At 74.5% G+C, this 23,436-nt stretch carries 27 protein-coding genes; 19 read left to right on the top strand and 8 right to left on the bottom strand.

The window, feature by feature from the left end; translation table 11 throughout:
- Nucleotides 1-101: 101 nt before the first annotated feature.
- The gene (locus CLV72_RS07415; RefSeq protein WP_245929971.1) at nucleotides 102-524 is read left to right on the top strand and encodes a Fur family transcriptional regulator; all 423 of its coding nucleotides are present in this window, start codon (nucleotides 102-104) and stop codon (nucleotides 522-524) included.
- Between the two features lie 70 nt (nucleotides 525-594).
- On the opposite strand, the gene CLV72_RS07410 is transcribed toward CLV72_RS07415, so the two are convergent.
- Both CLV72_RS07410 and CLV72_RS07405 read right to left on the bottom strand, forming a co-directional pair.
- The gene (locus CLV72_RS07410; RefSeq protein WP_106241952.1) at nucleotides 595-1,686 is read right to left on the bottom strand and encodes a metal ABC transporter solute-binding protein, Zn/Mn family; all 1,092 of its coding nucleotides are present in this window, start codon (nucleotides 1,684-1,686) and stop codon (nucleotides 595-597) included.
- Between the two features lie 357 nt (nucleotides 1,687-2,043).
- On the bottom strand, nucleotides 2,044-3,213 hold the full coding sequence (locus CLV72_RS07405) for a CobW family GTP-binding protein (RefSeq protein ID WP_106241947.1): 1,170 nt from the start codon (nucleotides 3,211-3,213) through the stop codon (nucleotides 2,044-2,046).
- A gap of 95 nt (nucleotides 3,214-3,308) precedes the next feature.
- Here CLV72_RS07405 and rpmG point away from each other — a divergent pair, with 95 nt between their 5' ends.
- The 4 genes from rpmG to CLV72_RS32750 all read left to right on the top strand — a co-directional run bounded on the left by rpmG (nucleotide 3,309) and on the right by CLV72_RS32750 (nucleotide 5,802).
- Entirely contained in the window at nucleotides 3,309-3,473 is a 165-nt protein-coding gene (gene rpmG / locus CLV72_RS07400) for a 50S ribosomal protein L33 (protein ID WP_106241943.1), read from the top strand.
- Nucleotides 3,474-3,517: 44 nt separating this feature from the next.
- A complete protein-coding gene (locus tag CLV72_RS07395) occupies nucleotides 3,518-3,772 on the top strand; it encodes a type B 50S ribosomal protein L31 (RefSeq protein ID WP_106241940.1) in 255 nt (84 codons plus the stop codon).
- Nucleotides 3,773-4,175: 403 nt separating this feature from the next.
- Nucleotides 4,176-5,021 carry a MerR family transcriptional regulator gene (locus tag CLV72_RS07385; protein ID WP_106241933.1) on the top strand — a complete coding sequence of 282 codons (846 nt, stop codon included), beginning with the start codon at nucleotides 4,176-4,178 and terminating at the stop codon, nucleotides 5,019-5,021.
- Between the two features lie 154 nt (nucleotides 5,022-5,175).
- Nucleotides 5,176-5,802 (top strand): hypothetical protein, encoded by a 627-nt coding sequence (locus CLV72_RS32750; protein ID WP_211302766.1) that lies wholly within the window; start codon nucleotides 5,176-5,178, stop codon nucleotides 5,800-5,802.
- Nucleotides 5,803-5,827: 25 nt separating this feature from the next.
- Here the strand turns inward: CLV72_RS32750 and CLV72_RS07375 are convergent, their stop codons facing one another.
- Complete coding sequence (locus CLV72_RS07375) at nucleotides 5,828-6,607, bottom strand: bestrophin-like domain (RefSeq protein WP_106241930.1); 780 nt, start codon at nucleotides 6,605-6,607, stop codon at nucleotides 5,828-5,830.
- Nucleotides 6,608-6,998: 391 nt separating this feature from the next.
- On the opposite strand from CLV72_RS07375, the gene CLV72_RS07370 reads away from it, so the two are divergent.
- The gene (locus CLV72_RS07370) at nucleotides 6,999-8,294 is read left to right on the top strand and encodes a glycoside hydrolase family 16 protein (RefSeq protein WP_106241927.1); all 1,296 of its coding nucleotides are present in this window, start codon (nucleotides 6,999-7,001) and stop codon (nucleotides 8,292-8,294) included.
- A gap of 101 nt (nucleotides 8,295-8,395) precedes the next feature.
- Here the strand turns inward: CLV72_RS07370 and CLV72_RS07365 are convergent, their stop codons facing one another.
- A complete protein-coding gene (locus CLV72_RS07365) occupies nucleotides 8,396-9,082 on the bottom strand; it encodes a hypothetical protein (protein WP_106241924.1) in 687 nt (228 codons plus the stop codon).
- Nucleotides 9,083-9,138: 56 nt separating this feature from the next.
- Here CLV72_RS07365 and CLV72_RS07360 point away from each other — a divergent pair, with 56 nt between their 5' ends.
- Nucleotides 9,139-9,942, top strand: coding sequence for a MerR family transcriptional regulator (locus CLV72_RS07360; RefSeq protein WP_106241921.1), 804 nt, complete (start codon nucleotides 9,139-9,141; stop codon nucleotides 9,940-9,942).
- Here CLV72_RS07360 and CLV72_RS07355 read toward each other — a convergent pair.
- On the bottom strand, nucleotides 9,924-10,412 hold the full coding sequence (locus CLV72_RS07355; RefSeq protein WP_245929969.1) for a nitroreductase/quinone reductase family protein: 489 nt from the start codon (nucleotides 10,410-10,412) through the stop codon (nucleotides 9,924-9,926). The genes CLV72_RS07360 and CLV72_RS07355 overlap by 19 nt on opposite strands.
- A 420-nt stretch (nucleotides 10,413-10,832) precedes the next feature.
- On the opposite strand from CLV72_RS07355, the gene CLV72_RS07350 reads away from it, so the two are divergent.
- From CLV72_RS07350 to CLV72_RS07335, 4 genes are all read left to right on the top strand, one after another.
- A complete protein-coding gene (locus CLV72_RS07350; protein ID WP_106241918.1) occupies nucleotides 10,833-11,102 on the top strand; it encodes a hypothetical protein in 270 nt (89 codons plus the stop codon).
- A complete protein-coding gene (locus CLV72_RS07345; RefSeq protein ID WP_106241915.1) occupies nucleotides 11,095-11,727 on the top strand; it encodes a DUF6879 family protein in 633 nt (210 codons plus the stop codon). Before CLV72_RS07350 ends, CLV72_RS07345 begins: the two co-directional genes overlap by 8 nt.
- A gap of 46 nt (nucleotides 11,728-11,773) precedes the next feature.
- The gene (locus CLV72_RS07340; protein WP_211302765.1) at nucleotides 11,774-12,484 is read left to right on the top strand and encodes a DUF6082 family protein; all 711 of its coding nucleotides are present in this window, start codon (nucleotides 11,774-11,776) and stop codon (nucleotides 12,482-12,484) included.
- Nucleotides 12,485-12,559: 75 nt separating this feature from the next.
- The gene (locus CLV72_RS07335; RefSeq protein ID WP_106243504.1) at nucleotides 12,560-13,636 is read left to right on the top strand and encodes an NAD(P)-binding domain-containing protein; all 1,077 of its coding nucleotides are present in this window, start codon (nucleotides 12,560-12,562) and stop codon (nucleotides 13,634-13,636) included.
- Between the two features lie 72 nt (nucleotides 13,637-13,708).
- Here CLV72_RS07335 and CLV72_RS07330 read toward each other — a convergent pair whose 3' ends face one another.
- Both CLV72_RS07330 and CLV72_RS07325 read right to left on the bottom strand, forming a co-directional pair.
- Nucleotides 13,709-14,113, bottom strand: a complete 405-nt coding sequence (locus CLV72_RS07330; RefSeq protein ID WP_106241907.1) for a VOC family protein — start codon at nucleotides 14,111-14,113, stop codon at nucleotides 13,709-13,711.
- Nucleotides 14,114-14,213: 100 nt separating this feature from the next.
- Complete coding sequence (locus CLV72_RS07325; RefSeq protein ID WP_146159376.1) at nucleotides 14,214-15,089, bottom strand: AraC family transcriptional regulator; 876 nt, start codon at nucleotides 15,087-15,089, stop codon at nucleotides 14,214-14,216.
- A 103-nt stretch (nucleotides 15,090-15,192) separates the two neighbouring features.
- On the opposite strand from CLV72_RS07325, the gene paaA reads away from it, so the two are divergent.
- From paaA to CLV72_RS07290, 7 genes are all read left to right on the top strand, one after another.
- Nucleotides 15,193-16,158 (top strand): 1,2-phenylacetyl-CoA epoxidase subunit PaaA, encoded by a 966-nt coding sequence (gene paaA, locus CLV72_RS07320; protein WP_106241901.1) that lies wholly within the window; start codon nucleotides 15,193-15,195, stop codon nucleotides 16,156-16,158.
- Nucleotides 16,155-16,466: a 1,2-phenylacetyl-CoA epoxidase subunit PaaB gene (paaB, locus tag CLV72_RS07315; RefSeq protein ID WP_106241898.1), complete on the top strand. Its 312-nt coding sequence runs from the start codon at nucleotides 16,155-16,157 to the stop codon at nucleotides 16,464-16,466. Before paaA ends, paaB begins: the two co-directional genes overlap by 4 nt.
- A 48-nt stretch (nucleotides 16,467-16,514) precedes the next feature.
- Complete coding sequence (paaC, locus tag CLV72_RS07310) at nucleotides 16,515-17,405, top strand: 1,2-phenylacetyl-CoA epoxidase subunit PaaC (RefSeq protein WP_106241894.1); 891 nt, start codon at nucleotides 16,515-16,517, stop codon at nucleotides 17,403-17,405.
- 55 nt (nucleotides 17,406-17,460) lie between these two features.
- Nucleotides 17,461-17,970, top strand: a complete 510-nt coding sequence (gene paaD / locus CLV72_RS07305; RefSeq protein WP_245929968.1) for a 1,2-phenylacetyl-CoA epoxidase subunit PaaD — start codon at nucleotides 17,461-17,463, stop codon at nucleotides 17,968-17,970.
- An 8-nt stretch (nucleotides 17,971-17,978) separates the two neighbouring features.
- The gene (paaE, locus tag CLV72_RS07300; RefSeq protein ID WP_106241890.1) at nucleotides 17,979-19,094 is read left to right on the top strand and encodes a 1,2-phenylacetyl-CoA epoxidase subunit PaaE; all 1,116 of its coding nucleotides are present in this window, start codon (nucleotides 17,979-17,981) and stop codon (nucleotides 19,092-19,094) included.
- Between the two features lie 270 nt (nucleotides 19,095-19,364).
- Nucleotides 19,365-20,171: a class I SAM-dependent methyltransferase gene (locus tag CLV72_RS07295; protein ID WP_106241887.1), complete on the top strand. Its 807-nt coding sequence runs from the start codon at nucleotides 19,365-19,367 to the stop codon at nucleotides 20,169-20,171.
- A gap of 250 nt (nucleotides 20,172-20,421) precedes the next feature.
- Nucleotides 20,422-21,237, top strand: coding sequence for a phytanoyl-CoA dioxygenase family protein (locus CLV72_RS07290; RefSeq protein ID WP_106241882.1), 816 nt, complete (start codon nucleotides 20,422-20,424; stop codon nucleotides 21,235-21,237).
- A gap of 51 nt (nucleotides 21,238-21,288) precedes the next feature.
- Here the strand turns inward: CLV72_RS07290 and CLV72_RS07285 are convergent, their stop codons facing one another.
- Entirely contained in the window at nucleotides 21,289-22,101 is an 813-nt protein-coding gene (locus tag CLV72_RS07285; RefSeq protein ID WP_106243497.1) for an SAM-dependent methyltransferase, read from the bottom strand.
- 522 nt (nucleotides 22,102-22,623) lie between these two features.
- Between CLV72_RS07285 and CLV72_RS07280 the strand changes: the two genes are divergently transcribed.
- Nucleotides 22,624-23,364: a hypothetical protein gene (locus tag CLV72_RS07280; protein WP_106241879.1), complete on the top strand. Its 741-nt coding sequence runs from the start codon at nucleotides 22,624-22,626 to the stop codon at nucleotides 23,362-23,364.
- The last annotated feature ends 72 nt before the right edge of the window (nucleotides 23,365-23,436 follow it).

Here is a 23,436-nt window from a genome sequence, read left to right as displayed (position 1 = left end):
GCGGCGCGCGGAGCGGGGGCGGGGAACAGCACCTGTGGCGGGGGCGTTTGAATAGAGTCTGACGTATACCGTCACGGCCGGGTCGAACGGAGGTGGCGCCGGTGTCGGACCGTACGGCGCAGGTGCGCGCGGCGCTGAGCGACTGCGATGAGTTCCGCAGCGCCCAGGAGGTGTACGCGCGGCTGCGCGAGAGCGGCAAGCGGGTGGGGCTGGCCACCGTCTACCGGTCGCTGCAGGCGCTGACGGTGGCCGGTGAGGTCGACACCGTGCGCAATGCGCGCGGCGAGGCCGTGTACCGGGCGTGCCGCAGCGACGAGCACCACCACCACCTCGTCTGCCGCGACTGCGGCACCGCGATCGAGGCGGCCAATCCGGCGCTGGAGCGGTGGGCCGACGAGGTGGCGGCGGCGCACGGCTTCGTGGACGTGGAGCACACGGTGGAGGTGTTCGGCACCTGCCCGGCGTGCGCGGCGGCCAAGGCGGCGGCCCAGGCCGATGCCGCCGCGGCGGAGCGGCGCGGCTGAGCTCCGCCCAGAGCATGGGGGCGCCCGGCGGCCCCGCGGTCTCCACCGCGGGCCGCCGGGCGCTCGCGCGTCAGCCGCAGTCCAGGGCGCCGGTGAGGGCGGCGAGGTTCTCGCGCATGGTCGACAGGTAGTCGCCCCCCTCGGTGGGGCCGCCTTCGAGGGTGTTCAGCACGGCCGTGCTGACGCCGATCTCGTCGGCGAGGGTCTGGGCGACCTCGGGGCTCACCGTGGTCTCGGTGAAGACGGTGGAGACGCCCTCGTGCTCGGCGATCTCGGCGACCTCCGCCATCCGGGCCGGGGAGGGCTCGGTGTCGGGGCTCAGCCCGGCGATGCCCACCTGGTGCAGGCCGTAGCGGTCCGCGAGGTAGCCGAAGGCGGTGTGGCTGGTGACGATCGTGTCGGCCGCGCAGCCCTCCAGGGCGGTGGTGAACTCCTCGTCCAGGGCGGTGGTTTCGTCGGCGACCGCCTGGGCGTTGGCCGCGTAGGTCTCGGCGCCCTCGGGGTCGGCCTCGCTGAGGCGCTCGGCCAGGCCCTCGGCGAGCGGGCCCATCCGGGTGGGGTCGAGCCACAGGTGCGGGTCGGCGCCCTCGTGCGCGTGGTCGTGCCCGGCCTCGCCCTCGCCCTCGTGGGCGTGCTCCGCCTCGCCCTCGTGGGCGTGCTCCGCCTCGCCCTCGTGGGCGTGCTCGGCCTCGTCGGTGTGGCCCTCTTCGTGGGCGGGCTCCTCGCCCTCGTGGGTGTGGCCCTCTTCTTCCGCGTGCTCGTCGGCGTGCTCGCCGCCCTCCTCCTCGGCGGGGGCGAGGGGGTCGGTGAGCGTCTGCGCGTCGAGGGCGGTGTCGGGCGCCTCCTGGGCGACGGCGTCGTCGACGGCGGGGGACATGCCCGCGATGTAGAACACGACCGCGGCCTGCCCCAGCTCGCCGACTTGGCGCGGGGTGAGCTCGACGTCGTGCGCCTCGACACCCGGCTCCACCAGGTTCGCGACCTCGGCGCGGTCTCCGGCGACCCGCTCGGCCAGCCACTGCAGGGGGTACACCGCGGTGACGACGGTGGGCCGCCCGTCGTCGGCCGATCCGTCCGCCCCGGTGCCGCAGGCGGCACCCGCCAGCAGCAGTGCGCCCGCGCCGACCAGCGCGAAGGCGTTACGCGCCATTCGTATGCTCATGTTGTTCAGTGTCCAGAAAATGAAAATCGTTGTCAAACTGGACCGGTGTCAAGTCGGCGTCCACAGGCGCGCTCCGATCGGGTGCCTTGTCCACAACGGTCCGCTCGTGGGTGCGCGGCGCATGGCGGGGCGGAAGAATTGACGCAGGGGAGTCCCCCTGGGAGGGCGGGGGACTGGGCTGAGGGCGGTTGTCCACAGCCCGCCGCCACCCCGGAGCCGTTGTCCACAACCGTCCGGTAGGGATCGCGCTGCGCACGGTGGGGCGCGAGGATCGTGTGCAGGGGAAGTCCCCCCAGGGTGGGCGGGGGACTGGGCTGGGGGCGGTCGGGGCGGCGCAGGGGTCCGGGGCAACACCGCTCACGCCTCCCGGAGGGCCGTTCGGAACGGGTCGGTGAGGTGGGTCCAGGCGTCCTCGCCCGCGTGGAGTTCGTCGTCGGTGAGCAGGCAGGAGTCGAGCAGGTCGGTCAGTGCCCGGGCGTCGAGCCCGGTGCCGGTGAAGGAGAGCTGCTGGAGGCGGTCGCCGGTACGGGGCGCCCAGTCCAGGGCGGCGGCCAGGCGCCTGGGCTCGGCCGCCAGTCCGCGGGCGGCGCCGGGCAGCGCCGCCAGCCAGGGCCCGGCCTCGTCCACCGCGAGCCGGTTGCCGGCCGCGTCCCACACCAGCATGGTCGCGGGCCGGCTCGCCAGCCAGAAGCGGCCCCGGCTGCGCAGGGAGCCGCCGACGACCTCGTCGAGCGCGGCGTAGAGGCGCCCGGGGTGCAGCGGCCGCCGGCGGCGCCAGGTCACGGTGGTGACGCCGTCGGCCGCGCAGCTGTCGGGGAACTGCCGGCCGGCCGGATCGGCGCGGGCCGCCGCCGCGTCGGCGTCGAAGCGGCCCCGGGCCAGCGGGAGCAGCCGCCCCCGGCCGGTGGGCAGCAGCATCGCCGCCGGGTTCAGCTGGCCCAGCAGGGCGGCGGCCTGGCGGCGGACGGCCGCGTCGCGGTCGGCGCCGTGCACGGCCAGCGCCGTCGGGTACTCGATCTGGTGCGCCAGCACCTCGGCGACGGGCCGGGAGTCCGTGGCGGAGCCGATGCCCCGTTCGGCGACGTCCTGCTCGCAGCAGAGGTCCGCGACGAGCCGGTCGGCGTCGACGGCGGTGATGACGGCCGCCACGGCGAGGTCGTGCGCGAGCGGGCGCCCGTCGAGGACGGCCCAGCACAGCGACTCGGCGAGGGCGCGCGGTTCCACGGAGTCCCACAGCTCGACCACCAGCAGGGTGTTCTCCGGCTGCTCGGCGAGGCGGAGCAGCACCCCGATCAGGTCCTCGCGCAGCGTGCAGGACGCGCAGCCGTGCGCCGGCTCGAGCGCGAGGTGCTCGCGCACCCCGAAGCGGTCGCGCACGGTCCGGTGCACGATGCCGTCGTCGACGCGCGACAGGTCGTGGCGGACCGCGACCGCGCCGGGGCCCAGGAGTTCGTGTACCGCGGCCGCGCGTGCCCGGCGGTGCAGCCCGCCGACGAGCACGACGGGGACCGGCCGATGACCGCTCATCCTTCTCCGCCTCTCGGAATGTTCTGGGAATGATTATCGTTATCGTAGCTGCCGGCGGATGAGCCCGGCGGTGAACACGGCGAAAGGGGGAGGCCATGGCGCGCGGCGAGACCAGGCCGGTGGTGAGGCTCCGGTCGACGGCCGGCACCGGCTACACCTACGTGACGCGCAAGAGCCGGCGCAACGACCCGGACCGGCTCGGACTGCGCAAGTACGACCCCGTGGCGCGCGGGCACCGGCTGTTCCGCGAGGAGCGCTGAGCCGGCGGCCCGCCGGCGCGAACGAGACGAGAGACGAGGCAGCGATGCAGCGCGACATCCATCCCGAGTACCGCCCGGTGGTCTTCCGCGACCGCTCCACCGGACACGCCTTCCTGACCCGGTCGACGGCCGTCAGCGAGCGCACGGTCGAATGGCGCGACGGCGCCGTCTACCCGGTGGTCGACGTGGACACCTCCTCGGCCAGCCACCCGTTCTACACCGGCCGCTCCCGCGTGCTGGACAGCGCGGGCCGCGTCGAGCGCTTCGAACGGCGCTACCGCCGGCCGAGCACCGGCTGACGGCACCGCGACCGGTGGCACGCGGCCCCGCGCCGCGTGCCACCGGCGTGTCCGGGCGGACGCGCACGGCGGCTCCGGCGCCGGAACGCTTTCGGCGGGCGCCCGGGTGCCCGCCGGCCGGTCGCCGCAGGACGTGACCAGCGCTTCGGCGCCCCGAATGGTCGCCGAACGTGCTCGCGCGGCTCCGTTCCGAAAGTTTTCGCAATTGACACGGCACGATCGCCGGTGTTACCAACTCTTTGGGAGCGCTCCCACGTCTTTCAAGATCACTTGATCGCGGCGTCCCGGCGTGGGAGCGCATCCCCCCGTTCCCCCTTCTGGTCCGTCTCCGGACCGTCCCGCGCCTGCGCCCTCCGGCGGCCTTGCACCTGACACCGTGTGAGGTCCTACACCTGGAGGGGTCATGTTCGGAATCGGAGAGTTCGCCAGGCTCGGCCTCGTCTCGGTGCGCATGCTGCGCCACTACGACGCGGTCGGGCTGCTGCGTCCCGCGCACGTCGACCCGGCCACCGGCCGCCGGTCCTACACGGCCGCGCAGTTGGCCCGGCTCAACCGGGTCATCGCGCTCAAGGACCTCGGCTTCACGCTGCAACAGGTCCGGTCGATCCTCGACGAGGAGGTCGGCGCGGCCGAGCTGCACGGCATGGTCCGGCTGCTGCGCGCGCAGCTCGAGGCGCGCATCGCCGAGGACGCCGTGCGGCTGCGCGGCATCGAGGCGAGGCTCCGGGCGATCGAGAGGGAAGGTCGGATGGACACCGAGGACGTCGTCGTCAAGGGCATCGCACCGGTGCTGGTGGCCGAGCTGCGGGGCACCGCGCCGGATCTCGAGTACGGGCACATCGGCCCGGTCGTGCAGGAGCTGTTCGGGCGGCTCGGCGAGTTGCTCGGCGCGGCCGGGGCCCGCCCGGCGTCAGACTGCGGCGGCATCGCCTGCTACGAGCCGCGGGAGGACGGCAGCGTCCTGATCCGCGCCGGGGTGCCCCTCGCCGGGGATCCGGGCGCCGGGCACCCGTTCGAGGTCGTCGCGCTGCCGCGGATCGAGCGCGCCGCCACCCTCGTGCACCAGGGCCCCATGGACGACGTGGGCCAGGCGCACCAGGCGCTCGCGCACTGGATCGAGCGGCACGGGCACCGGGCGAGCGGGCAGGCCCGCGAGGTGACCCTCCAGGCCGGCGCCGCGCCGGCCGACTGGGTGACGGAGCTCCAGTGGGAGATCGCCGGACCGGCCGAGCCCGCTTCGACGGCCTGACGGTGCGGGGGCGGAGCGGCGCGGCCGGACGCCGGGCGCGCCGCTCCGCGAACCGCCGCGGGCTTCCTGGTCCGTTAGGCCAGAACGATCATGTAATCACTCTTAGTATTTACCCAGTGATCGTATGTGGTTGACGCGCCGTTGAGGGAGTCCCATGGCGGATCGGCGGAACGGACGGCGCAGGCGGCGCGCGGCGCGGCTGGCCGTGCTGGTGGCGCTGCTGGCCTCGGTGGCGGGGCCGGCGCAGGCGGAGCCGGTCGGCGCCGAGCGCGGCGACGGGCACGACCACGACTGGCCGGGCTGGATCTGCTCGTGGTACCCGGACTGGTGGAACGACTCCGAGCTCGTGCAGGCCCACCCCTACCTGGAGCTGCCGCCGTGGTGCCACCAACCGCCCCCGCCGGAGCCCGAGCCCGAGCCGACGCTCCCGCCCCCGCCGGAGCCTGAGCCGGAGCCCGAGCCGCAGCCCGAGCCCGAGCGGCCCGAGCCGGCTCCCCCGGAGCCGGAGCCCGAACCCGAACCGGTGCCCGAAGAGCCCGCGCCCGAGCCGCCGGCCGAGGCGGTGGCCGAGCCGGTCGAAGCGGCCCCGCCGCCCTCGCCGGAGCCGGAACCCGAGCCCAGTCCCGAGCCCGTGGCCGCGGCGGACTACGTGCCGGTGATCGCCGAGGAGCCGGTGCGCGAGTCGGCCGCCTCGGGGCCGATGCGCAAGCCGGTCCTGGTGGTGCTGCTGGTCGTCGCGGTGATCATCGCCGGCACCGTCGGCGCGCGCTCGCGGGGCTGAGCCGGGCGAGCGCGCGCCGCGCCGCTCACTGGGCGCTGACGGCGGCGTCGATCGTGTCGAACCCGTCCAGTGAGTCCTGCAGCGGGCCGGGGCCGACCGGGAACATGCCCGCGTAGGGGTTGTCCAGCGACACCAGGATGACCAGGGTCGCGACGACCAGGACGAAGTTGACGGCGCACCAGAACATGTCGGCGCGCGACCGCCAGTTCCCGCTCGCGAAGGGCAGCACGGCCACGGCCAGGCCGAGCAGGGCGGTCACGATCACCAGGAAGACCGGGATGTTGCTCCCGGCGGTGTTGGCCCGCTCGGTCCGGATGTCGAGCAGTTCGCCGGTCTCCATGATCGCACTGGCGCGGTCGGCGGCGGCGTAGTCGTCGGGGGCGGCCTCGGGGGTCTCCGCGACGGTCGCCCGCAGCCCGGCCAGGACGGAGTCGCCCGCCTGGCTCATGTCGCCGTCGCGCATCCGCGGCCAGTCCTCGTTGACGACGGTGGACAGGTAGTCGCGCACCCCGGCCGCCGCCTCCTCGCGCTGGGGCTCGGGCAGGCGCTGGACGGCCCAGTAGGTGTCGGTGGCGGCCGTCGCCTCGGTGACGGTGAGGTCGCGGGCCGCGTTGTTGGACTCCCAGCCGATGACGATGGCCATGGCCGCGACGAGCAGGTAGACCGAGAGGACGGCGGGGGCCACCATCGTGCCGATGGACCCGCCGAGGTCGCGTTCGGAGATCCGCACCTTCCAGATCGCCAGCGCCCCGGCGAGGAGCAGCAGGACGACGAAACCGATCGTGAACAGCAAGTTGTCCGTCATGGAACTCCGCTTCGCTGTAGAGGGCCCGAGCCGTGGGCGGCGGCCGGGCGGCAGGTAGCTCAGGGTCAGCGTAAGTTGCGGAGGGTGATCATACGGGTTGATCGGCCAAAATGTTCCCGGGCCGGATCGACTGCGGTCCGGGCCTTGTCGGCTCTCCGGCGGCAACTGTAAAGTCTCTTTCCAGAAACGTACGGTAGTGGCACCGGACCCCTGTACTACACGAGCGTGCCCTGCCGTCCGCCCCTCCCCGCCCCCGCCGATCCCCTTCTCTCCCCCTCACCGCCGCAGGCGCCGGAGCCGTCGGCGGGCCGCGACGCGCCCGCCGAGCCGCCGCCCGCGGTGTCCCGCCCGGTGCTGCCCAAGCACCGCCTGTGCCGAAGACAGGTGGACCATGACCGCGACCCGATCCCCCCGCGCCCGCAGACCAAGACCCGTGCTCGCCGCCCTCGCCGCCCTCGCCGTCGCGCTCGGCACCCTGGCGGCCGGCCTCGCCCCCGCCGCGCCCGCGCGGGCCGACGAGCCCGCGGGCGCCATGCCGACCGCCATCGGCCCGCTGGTGTGGGCCGACGAGTTCAACGGCCCGGCCGGCCAGTCGCCCGACCCGTCCCGCTGGCAGATGGAGACCGGCGGCCACGGCTGGGGCAACAACGAAAGCCAGTACTACACGAACCGCCCGAGCAACGCGTCCCTCGACGGCTCCGGCAACCTGGTGATCACCGCCCGCCGGGAGAACCCCGGCGACTACCAGTGCCACTACGGGAGGTGCGAGTACACCTCGGCCCGGCTGAACACCTCCGGCCGCTTCACCCAGGCGTACGGGCGCTTCGAGGCGCGGATGCGGCTGCCGCGCGGGCAGGGCATCTGGCCGGCCTTCTGGATGCTCGGCGACAACTTCGGCCAGGTCGGCTGGCCCGCCAGCGGCGAGCTGGACATCATGGAGAACATCGGCCGCGAGCCGAGCACCGTGCACGGCACCCTGCACGGCCCCGGCTACTCCGGCGGCTCGGGCGTCACCGGCTCCTACACCCTGCCGGGCGGCCGGGTCTTCGCCGACGGCTTCCACACCTTCACCGTCGACTGGACCCCCACCTCGATCTCCTGGTACGTCGACGGCACGCTCTTCCAGACCCGCACCGCCGCCGACCTGCGCGGCAACCCGTGGGTCTTCGACCACCCGTTCTTCATGATCCTCAACGTCGCGGTCGGCGGGAACTGGCCCGGGTACCCCGACGGCAGCACCCAGTTCCCGCAGTCGCTCACCGTCGACTACGTGCGGGTCTACTCCTGGGTGAACGACGGCGGCACCGGCGGCGGCGCCATCACCGGCCTGGGCGGACGCTGCCTGGACGTCGCCGGCGCCAACACCGCCAACGGCACCACCGTGCAGATGTACGACTGCAACGGCACCAACGCCCAGCGGTGGACCCGTCCCGGCGACGGCACCGTGCGCGCCCTCGGCAAGTGCCTGGACATCTCCGGCGGCGCCACCAACGACGGCGCCCGCGTCCAGCTGTGGGACTGCAACGGCACCGCCGCCCAGCAGTGGGTCTACACCGCGGCCCGCGACCTGGTGAACCCCGCCGCCGACCGCTGCCTGGACGTCACCAACGGCACCGCCGCCAACGCCATCCCCGTCCAGCTGTGGACGTGCAACGGCACCGCCGCCCAGAAGTGGACCGTCACCTAGCACCGGTACCGGCCCCGCCCCGCCACCTCTCTGGCCCGGGTGCGCGGGGCGGGGCCGCTTCCGGCCGGGGGCGGGCGGTGCGGCCTGCGGCGGTGCCCGCATCACGGCGCGGGCAGGTCCGGTCCGCCGGCGCGCGGCCGGGCGCCGAGTTCCCGGCCGCCCAGCACGGCCCACCAGACCATGACCGGCAGGTGGAGCGCGTAGCCGAACTGCTCCTGCGCGGGGGACGGGCCGTCGAGCCCGGTCGGCCACGGCAGCGCGACGGCGACCAGGCCCGACAGGGCCGCGACCGCTCCGGCGCGCCGCATGCCGGTCGCCAGGGGGAGGTGGAGCGCGGCGGTCGCCGTCGCGGCCACCCACAGGAGTCCGGCCAGGTTGACGCCCCACTTGGCGGTGAGCAGGACCGCGCCGGCGACGGCCGTCGCCGCCGGGGCGGCCGGGTCGGCCGCCAGCTGGGTCAGGGCCAGGTTGCCGGCGTCGTGGAGCATGCCCGCGAGGCCGGCGGCGGCGAGCAGCCCGGCCGGGAGCAGCGCCGCGCGGGGGGCGGCCGCCGCCATCGTGAGCGCGCCGGCCGCGAGCGCGAGCCAGCCGGCGACGTCGAGGCCCAGGGCGAGCAGGTGCAGCCAGGGGCGTGCCCCGACCGCGGCCAGCGCGGCGGCCGGTTCGGACGGATTCAGGGTCAACCCCGATGGCACGACGATGACCGCCCCGGCGAACATGGTCGCGAACGCGGTCAGCAGCAGGACGCCCGTGAGCCGGGCCGCCGCGGTGCGGTGAGTGGAGTCCATGGCCCGTGACCGTAGGAAGTTGACGCAGGGGCAAGGTCAACCGCGAGGAGGCCGCGATGTGGCGCATCGGACAGCTGGCGCGGATGGCGGGGGTCTCCGGCCGCACCCTGCGCCACTACGACAGGATCGGGCTGCTGCCCCCGGCCGCCGTGGACAGCGCCACCGGCTACCGGTGGTACGGCGCGGCGGAGCTGGCCCGGCTGGAGCGCATCCGCGGACTCCAGCGCCTCGGCCTGCCCCTGCGCGCGATCGCCGAACTCGTCGACGCGCCCGAGCCGCAGGTCCGGCAGGCCCTGGCCGAGGCGCTGGCCGAGCTCCGCCGCGAGATCGCCGCCAGGTCCGCGGCCGTGGCCGCCGCCGAGGACCACCTCGCCGCGCAGAGCCCGATCCTGCCCCAGCGGACCACGGTGGGCCCGCGCCGCCTGCGCGTCCACCGCCTGCGGATCGCCCACCCGTCCGAACTGGGCACCCGCTGCCCGGCTCCCACCACCCTGCTGACCTGGCTGACCGGGCCGCCCGAGGGCCCCTTCGCCGCGGCCGCGGCCACCGCACACGGCGGCGAGCCCCTCACCCTGCCCGCCCGCACCGTGGTCCGCGCGCTGGTCCCCCCGGACCGGGGCGTGGTCCGCACCGGCCAGGACCTGTTCGCCTGGCTCGGCCGCCACGAACTCGCCGTCACCGGACCGACCCTGGAAGACCACCTGGTCGACGCGGACGGCAACGGCGTCACGGTGCTGGAGGTCCCGGTGGGGCCGGTCGCGCCTGATGAGCCGGTACCGGCGCACCGGCCAGGGCACGCGGCGGCCCGCCGACGACCGGCCGCAGCGGCTCGGCTCCCCGGTCAGGGCGAGCGCGGCTGATCCGCCGTGGGGTCGTCCCGCGCCGTGCCCGACGCGCGTGGGCCGGGCTCCAGCACCACCACCGCGGTCTCCGACGGCCGCCGCGCGGCGTAGCCGTCCAGGTTCGCGTCCATCTCGCGCCAGCGAGCCCACAGCCGCGACCGCTCGTCGCCGACCGCGGCGCGCGCTCGTACCGGCCGCCGCCCGTCGACCAGCTCGACGGTCGCGTCCGGGTCCGCCCGCAGGTTCAGCCACCAGGCGGGCTCCCCCTCACCCCACCCGTTCATCGTTAGCACCGCCAGGTTCGGGCCGTCCTCGATGTACGCGACGATGACGCCGCGCCGCCGACCGGTGCGACGCCCCGTCGTGGTCAGCCGGAGCGCGCCCCACCCCGCGCCGCGAGGCCGCCACAGCCCGACCCGCCCCCCGGTCAGCCGGTACACCCCCCGGTGCACCGACCAGGCCAACCGGACGAACCACCGCGGCGGCACCCTCGGCACTCCCGCCCGAACCCCGACCGACATCGCGACCCCCAACACGCCTACCCGGCACGACCGATGACAGGCCGCCAGGCTAGCCACGGCCCCCGGACGGCCACCATGGCCGAAAGGACTACTGGTACGGGGCCGATGGGACCTTGACCTGCCGTACGTCCGGAGTGGACGCCTCCGGGTGACGTGACCTTCGCCCTGCCCGCTCCTCTGGTCCGAGTAGGGGTGGGAGCCCGCGATGCCGGAGCCCTTCTGAGAAACGTCAGAAAACGACCTGAAAGGGGTGCACTGGAAATCCAGTTTCGGTCTGGACGTAGTGGCATTCCGTCGGCTTGTGTGGCCGGATGGTAAGTTGTGCGGAGAGGCGGCTATGAAATACGGTGTTTTCCGGGTTCCCCGAACGCGGACGGACGTGTTGCCATGGTGCGCCCCTGGGAAGTCGATCCGGCCGCCGATTTCAAAAGGCGTCTGGGAAAGTCAGCCGCCGAATTAGGAGAGAGTAGGACGACAAAGGACTGCCCGGACATTTGGGAACTCGACAATGGTGATATCGCGATCGTCGGGCGCGACGCCACCACCGCGTACTCCGGTCGACTGCCGTTGGGCGTGAGTATCGGTGCGGACGAGCGCCTGGTCGTCATTCCCGGGAGCATGCTCCGTGCGGCGAAGCCGGACATCGCGGATGCTTGAGCGGGTCCGTGCCGCACGCGGCGTCCGCCTGAGCCGCACCGAATACCACGCCGACTTCGATCGGGTGGCGGAGTCGGTGACCGGGGTGATGTGGAAACTCGAACGCTCCCAGACCTTCCGCGAACCGGACGATCCCGCGTGGCGCTCCTTCGTGGCCGGTGAATGGGACGAGGTGCTGAGCCTGTTCGACGCGGAGCGCGACGATATCGCGGCCGAGGTCGCCAAAGACGCCGAGCGCGGGGTCCGGTTGCGTCGGCTCCGGGTGGTCGAGGAGCCGGTGAGCGCATATCTGCAGTGGGAGATGCACAGCTTCAAGGTGCTCGCCGAATGCGGCGTGGACGTGCGTGTCGTCGGTGCGCAAGCGATCAGTGAATGGGAAGTCGGTGCTCCGGTTCCCGAAATGGTCGTTCTTGGTGATCGAGTTCTCTATGAGGTTCTCTACGACGAATCGTGGGCGCCGTGCGGGGCGAGGCGGATCGACGATCCGGAGGTCGTCGCCGGTGTGGTCGCCGACATCGGTCGCCTTTATGCCGGGGCCGAGCCGCTGATAGAGTACTTCGACCGTGAGATAGCGCCACTTCCTCCCCCGAAACGGACCGCGATTGGCAGTCAGGTGGAATCGTAGCGAGCGGCACGGTGCCGACCGGGGCGCGAGCCGTACGTCCGTTGTGGTGGCCTTCCTGGGTGTCGCCCTCGTGGGAATCGGGCTGACGGCGGCCTCGCCGCTCGCGCTGGACGCCATCGGCGGGGCCGTCGGGTACTGGGAGCGGCTGAGTCTCATCGGGCAGACCTATGGTGCGGCCGGCGCGTTCCTGTCGGTGCTGGCGCTCGTGGGTGTGGTCGTCACCCTGGTGTTCCAGGCGCAGGAGAATCGGCGGGCGCGCGAGGAGACCCGGCGGCAGGCGATGGCCGGGCTGCTGATGATGGCCATCGAGGATCCGGACCTCGATGCCTGCTGGGGGCCGGTCCCACCGGACGAGGATGTCCGGGAGCGCCGTCGGCAGCTCTACCTGAACATGATCGTCTCGCAGTGGGAGATGTCCTTCGAGACCCGGTCGCTGCCGGAGGCCAGGCTGCGCCCGATCGCCCGCGAGATGTTCGAGGGGGCTCCCGGGCGGCGGTTCTGGGAGAGGGCGGGCAAGGTGCGCCTGGAGACGTCGGACAGCCGTCTGACGCGGCGATTCCACGAGATCCTCGACGAGGAGTACCGCCGTGCGCGACTCGCCGTGCCGCCCGAGCCGGTTCCGTCCGAGCCGGGGCGGTCCGCCACGCCCGCGCTACGGCCCGCCGCAGTGGCGGGTGTGCTGGCCGGTGCCGCCGCGGCGGTCGGCGCCCTCGCTGTCGTGGTGCGGCGATTGCGGGGCGGGGCGGGGCGGGCCTAGGGGCGGAATCCGGTGCCGGGCCCGGCTGTTGCCGTTCGTGTGAGGGACGGGGTGCTGCGGGACGGGAGCCGGTCGGTGGACGCGCGGGTCGACGTCGTGGTGGTCGGGGCGGGGCAGGCCGGGCTGTCGAGCGGGTACTTCCTGCGGCGGGCGGGGTTCGAGCCAGGGGCCGGGTTCGTGGTGCTGGACCGGGGGGACGGGCCCGGTGGGGCGTGGCGGGAGCGGTGGCGGTCGCTGACACTGGGCGAGGTGCACGGGATATACGGGCTGCCCGGTATGGAGCTGGGCGGCGCGGATCCGGCGCGGCCCGCGGCCGAGGTGGTGGCCGGGTACTTCGGGCGGTACGAGCGCGAGTTCGGCCTGGACGTGCGGCGGCCGGTGGCGGTCGGGGCGGTGCGCGAGGCGGATGACGGGCTGCTGGCGGTGGAGACCTCGCGGGGGCGGTGGCTGGCGCGGGCGCTGATCAACGCGACGGGCACCTGGACGCGGCCGTTCTGGCCGCACTATCCGGGCCGGGAGTCGTTCCGGGGGCGGCAACTGCACACGGCCGACTACCGGGGGGCCGAGGAGTTCGCCGGGCGGCGGGTGGTGGTCGTGGGCGGCGGCACCTCGGCGCTCGGGCTGCTGCTGGAACTGGCCGGGGTGGCCGAGACGACCTGGGTGACCCGCCGGCCGCCGGTGTTCGAGGAGGGGCCGTTCACGCCGGAGTGGGGGCGGGCGGCCGTCGCGCGGGTGGACGAGCGGGTGCGGGCCGGGCTGCCGCCGGGCAGCGTGGTCAGCGCCACCGGGCTGGTCGACACGCCGCGGCTGCGGGCCGCCCGCGAGCGCGGGGTGCTGGACCGGCTGCCGATGTTCGACCGGATCACCCCTGACGGTGTCGCCTGGGACGACGGACGCCGGGTGGCGGCCGACGCGATCCTGTGGTGCACCGGTTTCCGCCCCGCCGTGGACCACCTGGCGCCACTGCGGCTGCGCGAGCCGGGCGGCGGCATCAGGGTCGACGGCACCCGCGCCGTCGCGGACCCGCGGATCCACCTGGTGGGCTACGGCCCCTCCGCCAGCACCATCGGCGCCAACCGCGCGGGCCGCGCCGCCGTCCGCGAGATCCGCGCGCTGCTGGAGTCGCGGCGGCCGCTCCCGGCGACGGCCTGAGGGCGGGCCGCCCGCCGACACGTCGCCGCCGGGTGTGCCGGCGGCCGGCGCCGGCAGGGCGTCGAGCCGCGTTCAGGTGCCGGGTGGGAGCGGCGTCGCGATGCTCCACAGGTGGCCGTCGAGGTCGCGGACACCGCATTCGCGCCGGTCGTAGGGCATGTCGGTCGGCGGGTACTCCACGGTCGCGCCGGCCGCGCGTGCCTGTTCGAAGACGGCGTCCACGTCGGCGACGTACATCATCACCAGTGCGTGCAGGGCGGGGAGGCGCTTGGGGGGCACCATGGCGTCCTCGTGCGGGGCCGAGAAGTACACCATGTGCCGCCCGAGCCGGGCGCTCGCGTGCGTGACGGTGCCGTCGGGTCCGGGCCGCGGCTCGTCCGGGGCGAGGCCGAAGGCGCGTGCGGCGAAGTCGAGGCTGGCCGGAACGTCGGCGCAGAACAGGAACGGGCTGATGCTCGGTGTGGCGGTCTCGTTCATGATCGTGACCTTAGGCGGCGGCCGCCGAGGCGTCTTGGACGAATGTCGGCCCCGCTGCCGCCCTGTGCCGGCCGCCGGTGTCGGGTCCGGCGGTCCCGCGTCAGCCGTCCACCACGCCGTGTCCGGACGCGCTGCGCCGCAGGTGGTCGGTGGGGGTGATACCGGCGAACTCCAGGAAGTCGCGGTTGAGGTGGGCCTGGTCGGCGTAGCCGTGGCGGGCGGCCAGGTCGGCGAGGAGCGGGCGGGTCCGGGCTCGGGCGAGGTCGGTCACGACGGCGCGGAAGCGGAGTACCCGGGCGAAGGTCTTCGGCGGTAGGCCGAGGTGGTGGCGGAACGCGCCGCTGAGGTGGGAGCGGTTGCAGCCGAGGTCGGCGGCGAGGGCGGCGATCGGCACGGCGCCGCCCGCCCGGTGCAGCCGGCGCCACGCCTCCGCCACGGCGGGCGGCACCGCGCGTGCGGCCGCGATGCGCGCTCCGATCACCTCGTCGAGCAGGGCGAACCGCTCCGGCCAGCCGGGCAGTGCCCGCAGGCGGTCCACGACGGGGGCGGCGCCGCGGCCGAGCACGTCCTCCAGGGGCACCGCCTGGTTGGTCAGTCCGCCCATCGGCATGTCCAGGAAGAGGCGGGCGGCGAGGGGGGTGAGGTCGATCTGCAGTCCGGTCTGCTCGCCGCCGGAGTCCACGATCCCGACGCGGTCCGCGAGGCCGGCGACCAGTCCGAGTCCGAAGCGCTGGGGCGCGCCGCCGGACGGGCGCAGCACCAGCGGTGATCCGAAGTTGATGATCAGCGGCACGGTGGCGCCCGGCGCCTCGCGCCGGCGGGTGAAGCGGGTGCGCTCCGCGTAGCCGAGGTAGCGGACGACATGGCGGCGCAGCGCGGGGGCCGGTGCGGCGAAGACCATCCGCCCCTCGCCCAGCTCCCCGCTGAACGTCTCGGTCCGCATCGCCCGGTCGGCCGTGTCCGCCTCGCCAGCCACATGACCATGGTACGAAGCCGCGCCGACCTGCGGCACTTGTCCCGTCGGGGGATCTGGGCCAGACTCATTACCGACCGAACGTTCGGTATGGCGGGAGGCGCCGATGACCACCGCGTCCGTCGATGAGCGGCCCGACGAGCGTGCGCTGGCGGCGCACTTCACCGCCCGGGTCGCGGCCGAGCAGCGCATCGAGCCGCGCGACTGGATGCCCGAGGGCTACCGCAGGACGCTGGTGCGGCAGGTGGCGCAGCACGCCCACTCCGAGATCATCGGCATGCAGCCCGAGGGCGACTGGATCGCGTCCGCGCCCAGCCTGCGCCGCAAGAGCATCCTGCTGGCCAAGGTGCAGGACGAGGCGGGGCACGGCCTGTACCTGTACGCGGCCGCCGAGACCCTGGGCGTGGACCGCGCCGACCTCACCGAGCGGCTGATCGGCGGGCGGCAGAAGTACTCGTCGATCTTCAACTATCCGGCCACGGGCTTCGCCGACGTCGGGGTGATCGGCTGGCTGGTGGACGGCGCGGCCATCTGCAACCAGGTGCCGCTGTGCCGCAGCTCCTACGGTCCCTACGCGCGTGCGATGGTGCGGATCTGCAAGGAGGAGTCCTTCCACCAGCGCCAGGGCTACGAGCTGCTGCTGCGGATGATGGCGGGCACCCCCGAGCAGCGCGCGATGGTGCAGGACGCCGTCGACCGGTGGTGGTGGCCCTCGCTGATGATGTTCGGCCCGCCGGACGCGGAGTCGCCCAACACCCGGCAGTCGATGGAGTGGCGGGTCAAGCGGCACACCAATGACGAGCTGCGGCAGCGCTTCGTGGACATGACCGTCCCGCAGGCCGAGCGCCTGGGCGTCACCCTGCCCGACCCCGCGCTGCGCTGGAACGAAGAGCGCGGCCACTACGACTTCGGCGAGCCCGACTGGGCGGAGTTCCGGCGGGTGCTGTCCGGCGACGGCCCGTGCAACGCCGAGCGGATCCGTCGGCGCAGAGCCGCGCACGAGGACGGCGCCTGGGTGCGCGAGGCGGCCGCCGCCTACGCCGCCAAGCGGTCGGCCGGGGAGACCCGGTGACGGCCGGGGCCGAGGGCGCGCCGCCGCGGACCGAGCAGCCGCTGTTCGAGGTGTTCGTGCGGGGCAAGCGGGGGCTGAACCACGTGCACGTGGGCTCGCTGCACGCCGCCGACGAGGAGATGGCGCTGCACGCCGCCCGCGACGTCTACACCCGCCGCAACGAGGGCGTGAGCATCTGGGTGGTGCGCTCCGACGCGATCGCCGCGTCCAGCCCGGACGAGAAGGACCCCTTCTTCGCGCCCAGCCGCGACAAGGTCTACCGGCACCCGACCTTCTACCCGATCCCCGAGGACGTGCCGCACATGTGACGGCGCCGGGCCGTCCCACCGCCGACGAATCCGACCGAGGGGGCACCGATGAGCGGCGACAACCCGTACGAGGCGCTGGCCGGACCGGCCGGCGGCGGGGGCGGCGACGCGCACTGGGCGTTCGGCACCGGCTTCGACGCGCCGCCCGACGAGGTGGGCGCCGAGGTGCCGGCCGGTGCCGACCGCGCCGACCTGGCCGCCTACTGCACCATGCTCGGCGACGACGCCCTGGTGATGGCGCAGCGGCTGGGCCAGTGGTGCACCCGCGCGCCGGAGCTGGAGGAGGAGGTCGCGCTGGCCAATATCGCGCTCGACCTGCTCGGCCAGGCGCGGGTGCTGCTGGCGCGGGCCGGGCACGTCGACGGTACCGGCCGCGACGAGGACGCCCTCGCCTACCTGCGCGGACCCGAGGAGTTCCGCAATGTGCGGCTGGTGGAGGCGCCCAACGGCGACTTCGCCCGCTCCACCGCCCGGCTGCTCGCCTTCTCGGCCTGGCGGCTGGCGGTGTTCACCCGGCTGACCGCCTCCACCGATCCGGCGCTGGCCGCCGTCGCCGCGAGGGGCGCCAAGGAGCTGGCCTACCACCGCGACCACGCCGTCCGCTGGACCCTGCGGCTCGGCGACGGCACCGCGCTGTCGCACCAGCGGATGGCCGACGGCGTCGACGCGGTCTGGCCGCTGCTCGGCGAGCTGTTCGCCGCCGACCCCGCCGAGCGGCGGCTGGCCGCCGCGGGCGCCGCCGTCGATCCCGCCGAGGTGCGCGCCGAGGTGCTGGACGTCCTCGGCCAGGTGCTCACCGCCGCGACCCTGGGCGGCAGACCCGCTCCGCCCGCCCCGTCCGCGCCCGGCGGCCGCGACGGCGCCCACACCGAGCACCTGGCCCCGCTGCTCGCCGAACTCCAGTCCGTGGCCCGCGCCCACCCGGGGGCGACGTGGTGAGCGGCCGCCCGGCCCCCGCCGGGCCCCGGCGCGCCTCCGCCCGGGGAGGTGCCGCGTGACCGGGGGAGCGGTCGACCTGGCGCTCGCGCGGCGGGTGGCCGGGGAGGTGGTGGACCCGGAGCTGCCGATGCTGACCCTTGACGACCTGGGGATCCTGCGGGACGTGCGGGCGCTGGGGGGCGAGGTGGTGGTGACGGTCACGCCGACCTACGCGGGGTGCCCCGCGCTGGGGGTGATCGCGGCGGAGCTGCGGCGGGCGCTCGCGGCGGCGGGCTTCGGGGCGGTGCGGGTGCGCACGGTGCTGGCGCCGCCGTGGAGCAGTGACTGGATCAGCGCCGAAGGGCGGCGCAAGCTGGTCGAGCACGGGGTGGCGCCGCCGGGGCCGGTGCGGCGGGCCGGGCCGGTGCCGCTGGAGCTGGGGCCGCGCCCGGCCGCGGGGCCCGCCTGTCCGCGGTGCGGGGCGCGGGCGACCGAGGAGCTGTCGCGCTTCGGGGCGACCCCGTGCACGGCGCTGCACCGCTGCCGGTCCTGCCTGGAGCCGTTCGAGCACGTCAAGGAGGTCTGATCGCCGCCATGCCCGGTACCGAACGCCTGGCGCGGCCCGAGCGGGAGGGGGCGGCGCGCTCGCGCCGCGCCGTCTTCCACCGGCTGCGCGTCGCCTCCGTGGAGCGGCTGTGCGATGACGCCGCCGCGATCGGTTTCGCGGTGCCCGAGCCGCTGGCGGACCTGTTCGCCTTCGCGCCCGGCCAGTCGCTGACGCTGCGCCGCGCCGTCGGCGGGCGGGAGGAGCGGCGCAGCTACTCCATCTGCGCGCCCGCGGGCGCGCCGCCGCGCATCGGGGTGCGGCGGGTCCCGGGCGGTCTGCTGTCGAGCTGGCTGGTCGACGAGGTGCGCCCGGGGGATGAGATCGAGGTGCTGCCGCCGTCGGGCTCCTTCAGCCCGGACCTGGCGGCCGACGCCCGCCATGTGCTGGTCGGCGCGGGTTCCGGGGTGACGCCGCTGCTGTCCATCGCGGCCTCGCTGCTGCGCCGCACCGGCTCGCGGCTGGTCTTCGTGTACGGCAACCGGCGCAGCGACACCGTCATGTTCGCCGATGAGCTGGCCGATCTGAAGGACGCCTACCCGGCCAGGCTGGAGCTGGTGCACGTGCTGTCCAGGGAGACGCGCGGCGCCGAGCTGCTCAGCGGGCGGCTGGACGCGGCGCGGCTGCGCGCGCTGCTCGCGGCGCTGGTGGGCCCGGTCGGCGAGGTCGACCACTGGTGGCTGTGCGGGCCGTTCGGGATGGTCGCCGACGCACGCGCCGTGCTGGCCGGCCTCGGCGTGCCGCCCGAGCGGGTGCACCGGGAGCTGTTCTACGTGGAGGAGGTGCCGCCCGAGCCGGTCCGGCACGCCGAGGCGCCCGCCGGCGGCCCCAGCAGCGAGGTGACCGTGCTGCTGGACGGCCGCGCCACCGTGCTGACCCTGCCGCGCGACGTGCCCGTGCTCGACGCCGCGCAGCGCACCCGCCCCGATCTGCCCTTCGCCTGCAAGGGCGGGGTCTGCGGCACCTGCCGGGTGCGGGTGCGCTCCGGTGAGGTGCGGATGCGGCGCAATTTCGCGCTGGAGGAGGCCGAGGTGGCGGCGGGCTTCGCCCTGTCGTGCCAGGCGCTGCCGGTCAGTCCCGAGGTGACGGTCGACTTCGACGCCTGAGCCCGCCGGTCGGCCGGAGCGGGCGAGCAGGTCGAGGACGACGTCGCGGGCCTCGGCGGACACGCGGGCATCGTAGGCGACAAGTCCGAAACGGGGCGCGCCCGGTTGGAAACGGGACGGCCGGGCGTCGGATCACGCTGCCGGACCTGGTCGTCAACGGGTTGAACGGCTGCGCCGAGGGGAAGGACCGTGCCAATCTGTTCCGGCGGCCTGTTGCGCCGGCCGGCGCGCACCGGCGCGCCGCGAGTCCCTGCGGAGGTCCTTCCCCACATGAAGACGCACGACGACATCAGGGCGTTCTGGGAGCACCGGCTCGGTGCCGACTGGACGGAGACGGGCGTTGGCTACCGCGCGCTGGGCCGTCCGTTCAACCTGTGGATGTACCGGGTGCGCTGGGAGGCGTTCCTGCGCGAGGCGGGGGCGCTCGAACTGGACCGCCCCAACACCCGGGTGCTGGACGTCGGCTCGGGCACCGGCTTCTACGTGCGCGGCTGGCAGCACCTGGGGGTCGGCTCGGTGACCGGCTGCGACCTCACCGAGGCGGCGGTGGAGAACCTGCGCGAGCGCTTCCCCGACGCCAAGTTCATGCGGCTGGACATCGCCGAGCCGGGCGACGCGATCGAGCCGGCCGGCTATGACGCGGCGTCGTGCATGGACGTGCTGTTCCACATCGTCGACGACGAGCGGTACAAGGCGGCGCTGGCCTCCATCGCCGCGGCGGTGCGGCCGGGCGGCTACTTCGTGCTCTCGGAGAACTTCCTGCACCGCCCGGTGCAGCGCGGCGACCACCAGGTGAACCGCACCCTGGAGTGGATCACCGCCGAGCTCGACCGGGTCGGCTTCGAGGTGCAGCGCCGGGTGCCGATGCTGGTGCTGATGAACGCCCAGGTCGACGCGGGCCCCGTCTGGCGCAAGCTGTGGGGCGGCACCCTGCGCGCGGCCACCCTCACCAATCCGACCGGCTGGCTGGCCGGGGCGGCGCTGTACCCGCTGGAGCGGCGGCTGGTCCGCAGCCGGCGGGAGAGCCCGACCACGGAGCTGATGATCTGCCGCCGCCGCGAGGACTCCGCCGGATAGCGCACCGGCCGCGGGGCCGGTCCGCCGTATCGCCACTGGTCGCGGCGGTGCCGAAATCCGTGCCCAGAACTTAGACCTGTGGTCTGGTCAGAGTGGGAACAGCGAGGTAATCTTCCGCGTGTTCCCTTGATTGTGCTGTTCAGCGTAGTGATCCACGGCGATCCGCAGTGATCCACCCACTGATCCACCAAGACCATTGGTCCGTGAATCGGGACGGGAACGCCGATGGCGGGCCGGAAGGAACGTCCCCGTGTCCCTCACCGACGAACTGCTCGACGCACCGGTGCCCACTCCGCCGGAGACGGTGCGCGACTTCGAGCGCGACGGCTTCGTGAAGCTGCGCGGCGTACTCGACCCTGCCACCGTCCGCGCCTACGAGCCCGAGATCACCGGCACCGTGCTCGAACGCAACACCGTGCACGCCCCCATGGCGGAGCGCTCCACCACCCAGCGGGCCTTCCTCCAGGTGGGCAATGTGTGGCGACATAGCGAACGGGCGCGGCGGCTGGTCTTCTCCAGACGGCTCGCCGCGATCGCCGCCGACCTGCTCCAGGTCGACGCGGTCCGCCTCTTCGCCGACCAGGCCCTGTACAAGGAGCCGGGCGGCGGCATCACGCCCTGGCACGCCGACCAGTACTACTGGCCGCTGTCCTCGGACCGGGTCTGCACGGCCTGGATCCCGCTGCAGGACACCCCGCTGGAGATGGGGCCGCTGTCCTTCGCGGCCGGCAGCCACCGCTTCGAGTTCGGCCGCGACATGCCGATCAGCGACGAGTCGGAGCGCGCCATGCAGCAGGCGCTGAGCGAGCGCGACTTCCCGGTCGAGTGCAGTCCGTACGCGGCGGGCGACGTCAGCTTCCACGTCGGCTGGATCTTCCACCGGGCCGAGCGGAACCTCTCCGAGGCGCCGCGCCGGGTGCTGACGGTCATCTACATGGACGCCGACATCACGGTCGCGCCGCTGGTCCGCCCGCAGCAGCAGCGCGAACTCGACCTGCTGATGACGGGCGCCCGGATCGGCGAGGTGCCCGACACGCCGTCGAACCCGGTGCTGTTCCGGCGCTGAGCGCGCCCCGGCCCCCGCCGCGTGCGGCGGGGGCCGGGCGGCCCGTGCGGGCTAGGGCTTGTAGGCGACGCCGCCGTACATCGCGATGTCCTCGTCCCGGATGCCGGCCTCGGCGGGGTCGGGGTGCCACTTGTGGATCTGGACCACTCCGGGGTCCAGCAGCTCGGTGCCCTCGAAGAACTTCTCGGCCTGCGCCCTGGTGCGCCAGCGCAGCGGCTCGCCGTGGTCGGCGTAGGTGCGGGCCACCTTGGCCAGCACCTCGGGGGCGAAGTCGTCGGTGGCGACGGAGGCGGCGAAGTAGCTGCCCGGGGGCATGGCGTCGATCACCCGGCGCACCACCCGGTACGCCTCGTCGTCGTCCAGGATGAAGTGCACCATCGCGATCATCGTGAGGCCGACGGGCCGGGTCAGGTCCAGGGTGTCGCGCAGCTGGGGGGCCGACAGGATCTTGTCGGGCTCGCGCATGTCGGCGTCGATGTAGTTGATGCCGCCCTCCGCGGAGCCGGTGTCCATGAAGGCGCGAGCGTGCACCAGCACGATGGGGTCGTTGTCGACGTAGACGACGCGGCAGCGCGGGTCGACCTGCTGCACGACCTCGTGCAGGTTGGGGGAGGTGGGGATGCCGGTGCCGATGTCGAGGAACTGCCGGACGCCCTTCTCCGCCGCCAGGTAGCGGACGACCCGGTGCATGAAGGTGCGGTTGGCCCGCATGTGGGTGCGCAGCGCGGGCCACGCCTGCAGGGAGGCGTCGCCCGCCTCGCGGTCCTTGGCGTAGTGGTCCTTGCCGCCGAGGATGTAGTCGTAGATGCGGGCGCCGTGCGCCTGGTCGGTGCGGAGGTCGACGGGTTCCTTCTGTTCGTCCATGTCGAAGGAGTGTGCCCAGTCGATGGGGTCCACCGCACCCCGCTCGCCGCGTGCGCGGCGTCTGCCGGCCTGGTCGCCCATGAGTCGTGCCCCCGTTCCATGGCCGCCGACACCGTGGATCCTATAGGACCCGTCACGTTCCGCGATTATCGCATCGAAGCGGACGGGAAACTGGTTCCGTTCGGGAAGGTCCGGCGCCGTCGACCGATCCTCGCGGTGGATCCGGTCACACGAGCAGAACGCCGCCGCCGGCTCCGCCGTTCCCGCGCCACCGGCTCGGCGGCGTCGGCGCAGCTCAGTGCGGTGGCCGGCGCCGGAACCGGCCGCCGGCCCGCGCGGGCCGCCGCGCCGGCCGGCCGACGCGGCCGGCGGTGGGCGGATGGCACCCCGCCCTTGCCGGAACCGGCCGCGCCGGGATCTTGCGGACCCCTCGGCGTCCTTGGTAATGGAGCGGCGCGTGATGCGGGTGGTGCGCACTCGGCGGGCGGAGCGGCCCGCCGCTCCTGTGCTGTACTGGCCGCCATGAGGATCCGCGTCACCGTGCACCGGGCGAGGCTGGGCCGGGACGCGTACCGGGTCATCCGGCCGGCCCGGCCCATCCGGGGCGTGGCGCTGACGCAGGGCGGCGACTGGCACCGGCTGATGTGCACCGACGGCGGCGAGGCGCTGCGCGTCGCCGCGCTGTGGCACCTCGCGGCCCGGTCCCGGCGCTCGCTGGTGCACCTGCCGCTGCGGGCCGACCCCGGGGCGCGCGCCGTCGCGGCCGAGTGGTGGGAGGGGCCGCCCCTCGACCTGCTGCTGCTGCACCACTCGCTGCGGATGCCGCCCGGCCACTGGCGGCAGGTCCGGGCCCGGCTCGACCAGGGGCGTCCGCACACCGCCGACACCGGCACCGACATGCGGGCCGAGTTCGAGGCGCAGACCGGGCGGCTCCCGCCGGGCGGGAGCGACCGGCTCGACCTCGCCGTGCACGCCGCCACGGCGGTGTTCACCGGCAGTCCGTCCGCGCTGTTCGCCGGGGCCTACCCCTTCATGCGGCTGGCGCTGCGCGGTCCCGGGGCGGTGCGCTCCGGCCGCGGCGGCGACCACCCGGGCGCGCCGTACTACACGACCACCCTGCACCCCTTCGACGGGCTGCTGCGCCGCACCGACCGCCCCGGCGTCCTCCTCGTCTACCGGGACCCGTGGCTGGAGCGGCGGCGCGCGGCCGGAGCCGAGCGGGAGACCGAGGGAACCGGGGCGGCCGAGACCGGAAGCGGCTGAGCCGCCCCTCGGTACGGCGACGCCGCCCGCACCCCGGGCCGGGGTGCGAGCGGCGTCCCTTCTGCCGCGGTG

Origin of the sequence: Allonocardiopsis opalescens (assembly GCF_003002095.1) — a bacterium.
In the GTDB taxonomy this organism is placed as follows: domain Bacteria; phylum Actinomycetota; class Actinomycetes; order Streptosporangiales; family Streptosporangiaceae; genus Allonocardiopsis; species Allonocardiopsis opalescens.
This window is presented reverse-complemented; position numbering and strand designations above follow the sequence as displayed.

Bases quoted from the DNA above. Each gene is read 5' to 3' on its own strand.
- CLV72_RS07410 (WP_106241952.1), bottom strand. From the start codon at position 1,686: ATGAGCATACGAATGGCGCGTAACGCCTTCGCGCTGGTCGGCGCGGGC.
- CLV72_RS07405 (WP_106241947.1), bottom strand. From the start codon at position 3,213: ATGAGCGGTCATCGGCCGGTCCCCGTCGTGCTCGTCGGCGGGCTGCAC.
- rpmG (WP_106241943.1), top strand. From the start codon at position 3,309: ATGGCGCGCGGCGAGACCAGGCCGGTGGTGAGGCTCCGGTCGACGGCC.
- CLV72_RS07395 (WP_106241940.1), top strand. From the start codon at position 3,518: ATGCAGCGCGACATCCATCCCGAGTACCGCCCGGTGGTCTTCCGCGAC.
- CLV72_RS07385 (WP_106241933.1), top strand. From the start codon at position 4,176: ATGTTCGGAATCGGAGAGTTCGCCAGGCTCGGCCTCGTCTCGGTGCGC.
- CLV72_RS32750 (WP_211302766.1), top strand. From the start codon at position 5,176: ATGGCGGATCGGCGGAACGGACGGCGCAGGCGGCGCGCGGCGCGGCTG.
- CLV72_RS07375 (WP_106241930.1), bottom strand. From the start codon at position 6,607: ATGACGGACAACTTGCTGTTCACGATCGGTTTCGTCGTCCTGCTGCTC.
- CLV72_RS07370 (WP_106241927.1), top strand. From the start codon at position 6,999: ATGACCGCGACCCGATCCCCCCGCGCCCGCAGACCAAGACCCGTGCTC.
- CLV72_RS07365 (WP_106241924.1), bottom strand. From the start codon at position 9,082: ATGGACTCCACTCACCGCACCGCGGCGGCCCGGCTCACGGGCGTCCTG.
- CLV72_RS07360 (WP_106241921.1), top strand. From the start codon at position 9,139: ATGTGGCGCATCGGACAGCTGGCGCGGATGGCGGGGGTCTCCGGCCGC.
- CLV72_RS07350 (WP_106241918.1), top strand. From the start codon at position 10,833: ATGGTGCGCCCCTGGGAAGTCGATCCGGCCGCCGATTTCAAAAGGCGT.
- CLV72_RS07345 (WP_106241915.1), top strand. From the start codon at position 11,095: ATGCTTGAGCGGGTCCGTGCCGCACGCGGCGTCCGCCTGAGCCGCACC.
- CLV72_RS07330 (WP_106241907.1), bottom strand. From the start codon at position 14,113: ATGAACGAGACCGCCACACCGAGCATCAGCCCGTTCCTGTTCTGCGCC.
- paaA (WP_106241901.1), top strand. From the start codon at position 15,193: ATGACCACCGCGTCCGTCGATGAGCGGCCCGACGAGCGTGCGCTGGCG.
- paaC (WP_106241894.1), top strand. From the start codon at position 16,515: ATGAGCGGCGACAACCCGTACGAGGCGCTGGCCGGACCGGCCGGCGGC.
- paaE (WP_106241890.1), top strand. From the start codon at position 17,979: ATGCCCGGTACCGAACGCCTGGCGCGGCCCGAGCGGGAGGGGGCGGCG.
- CLV72_RS07295 (WP_106241887.1), top strand. From the start codon at position 19,365: ATGAAGACGCACGACGACATCAGGGCGTTCTGGGAGCACCGGCTCGGT.
- CLV72_RS07285 (WP_106243497.1), bottom strand. From the start codon at position 22,101: ATGGACGAACAGAAGGAACCCGTCGACCTCCGCACCGACCAGGCGCAC.
- CLV72_RS07280 (WP_106241879.1), top strand. From the start codon at position 22,624: ATGAGGATCCGCGTCACCGTGCACCGGGCGAGGCTGGGCCGGGACGCG.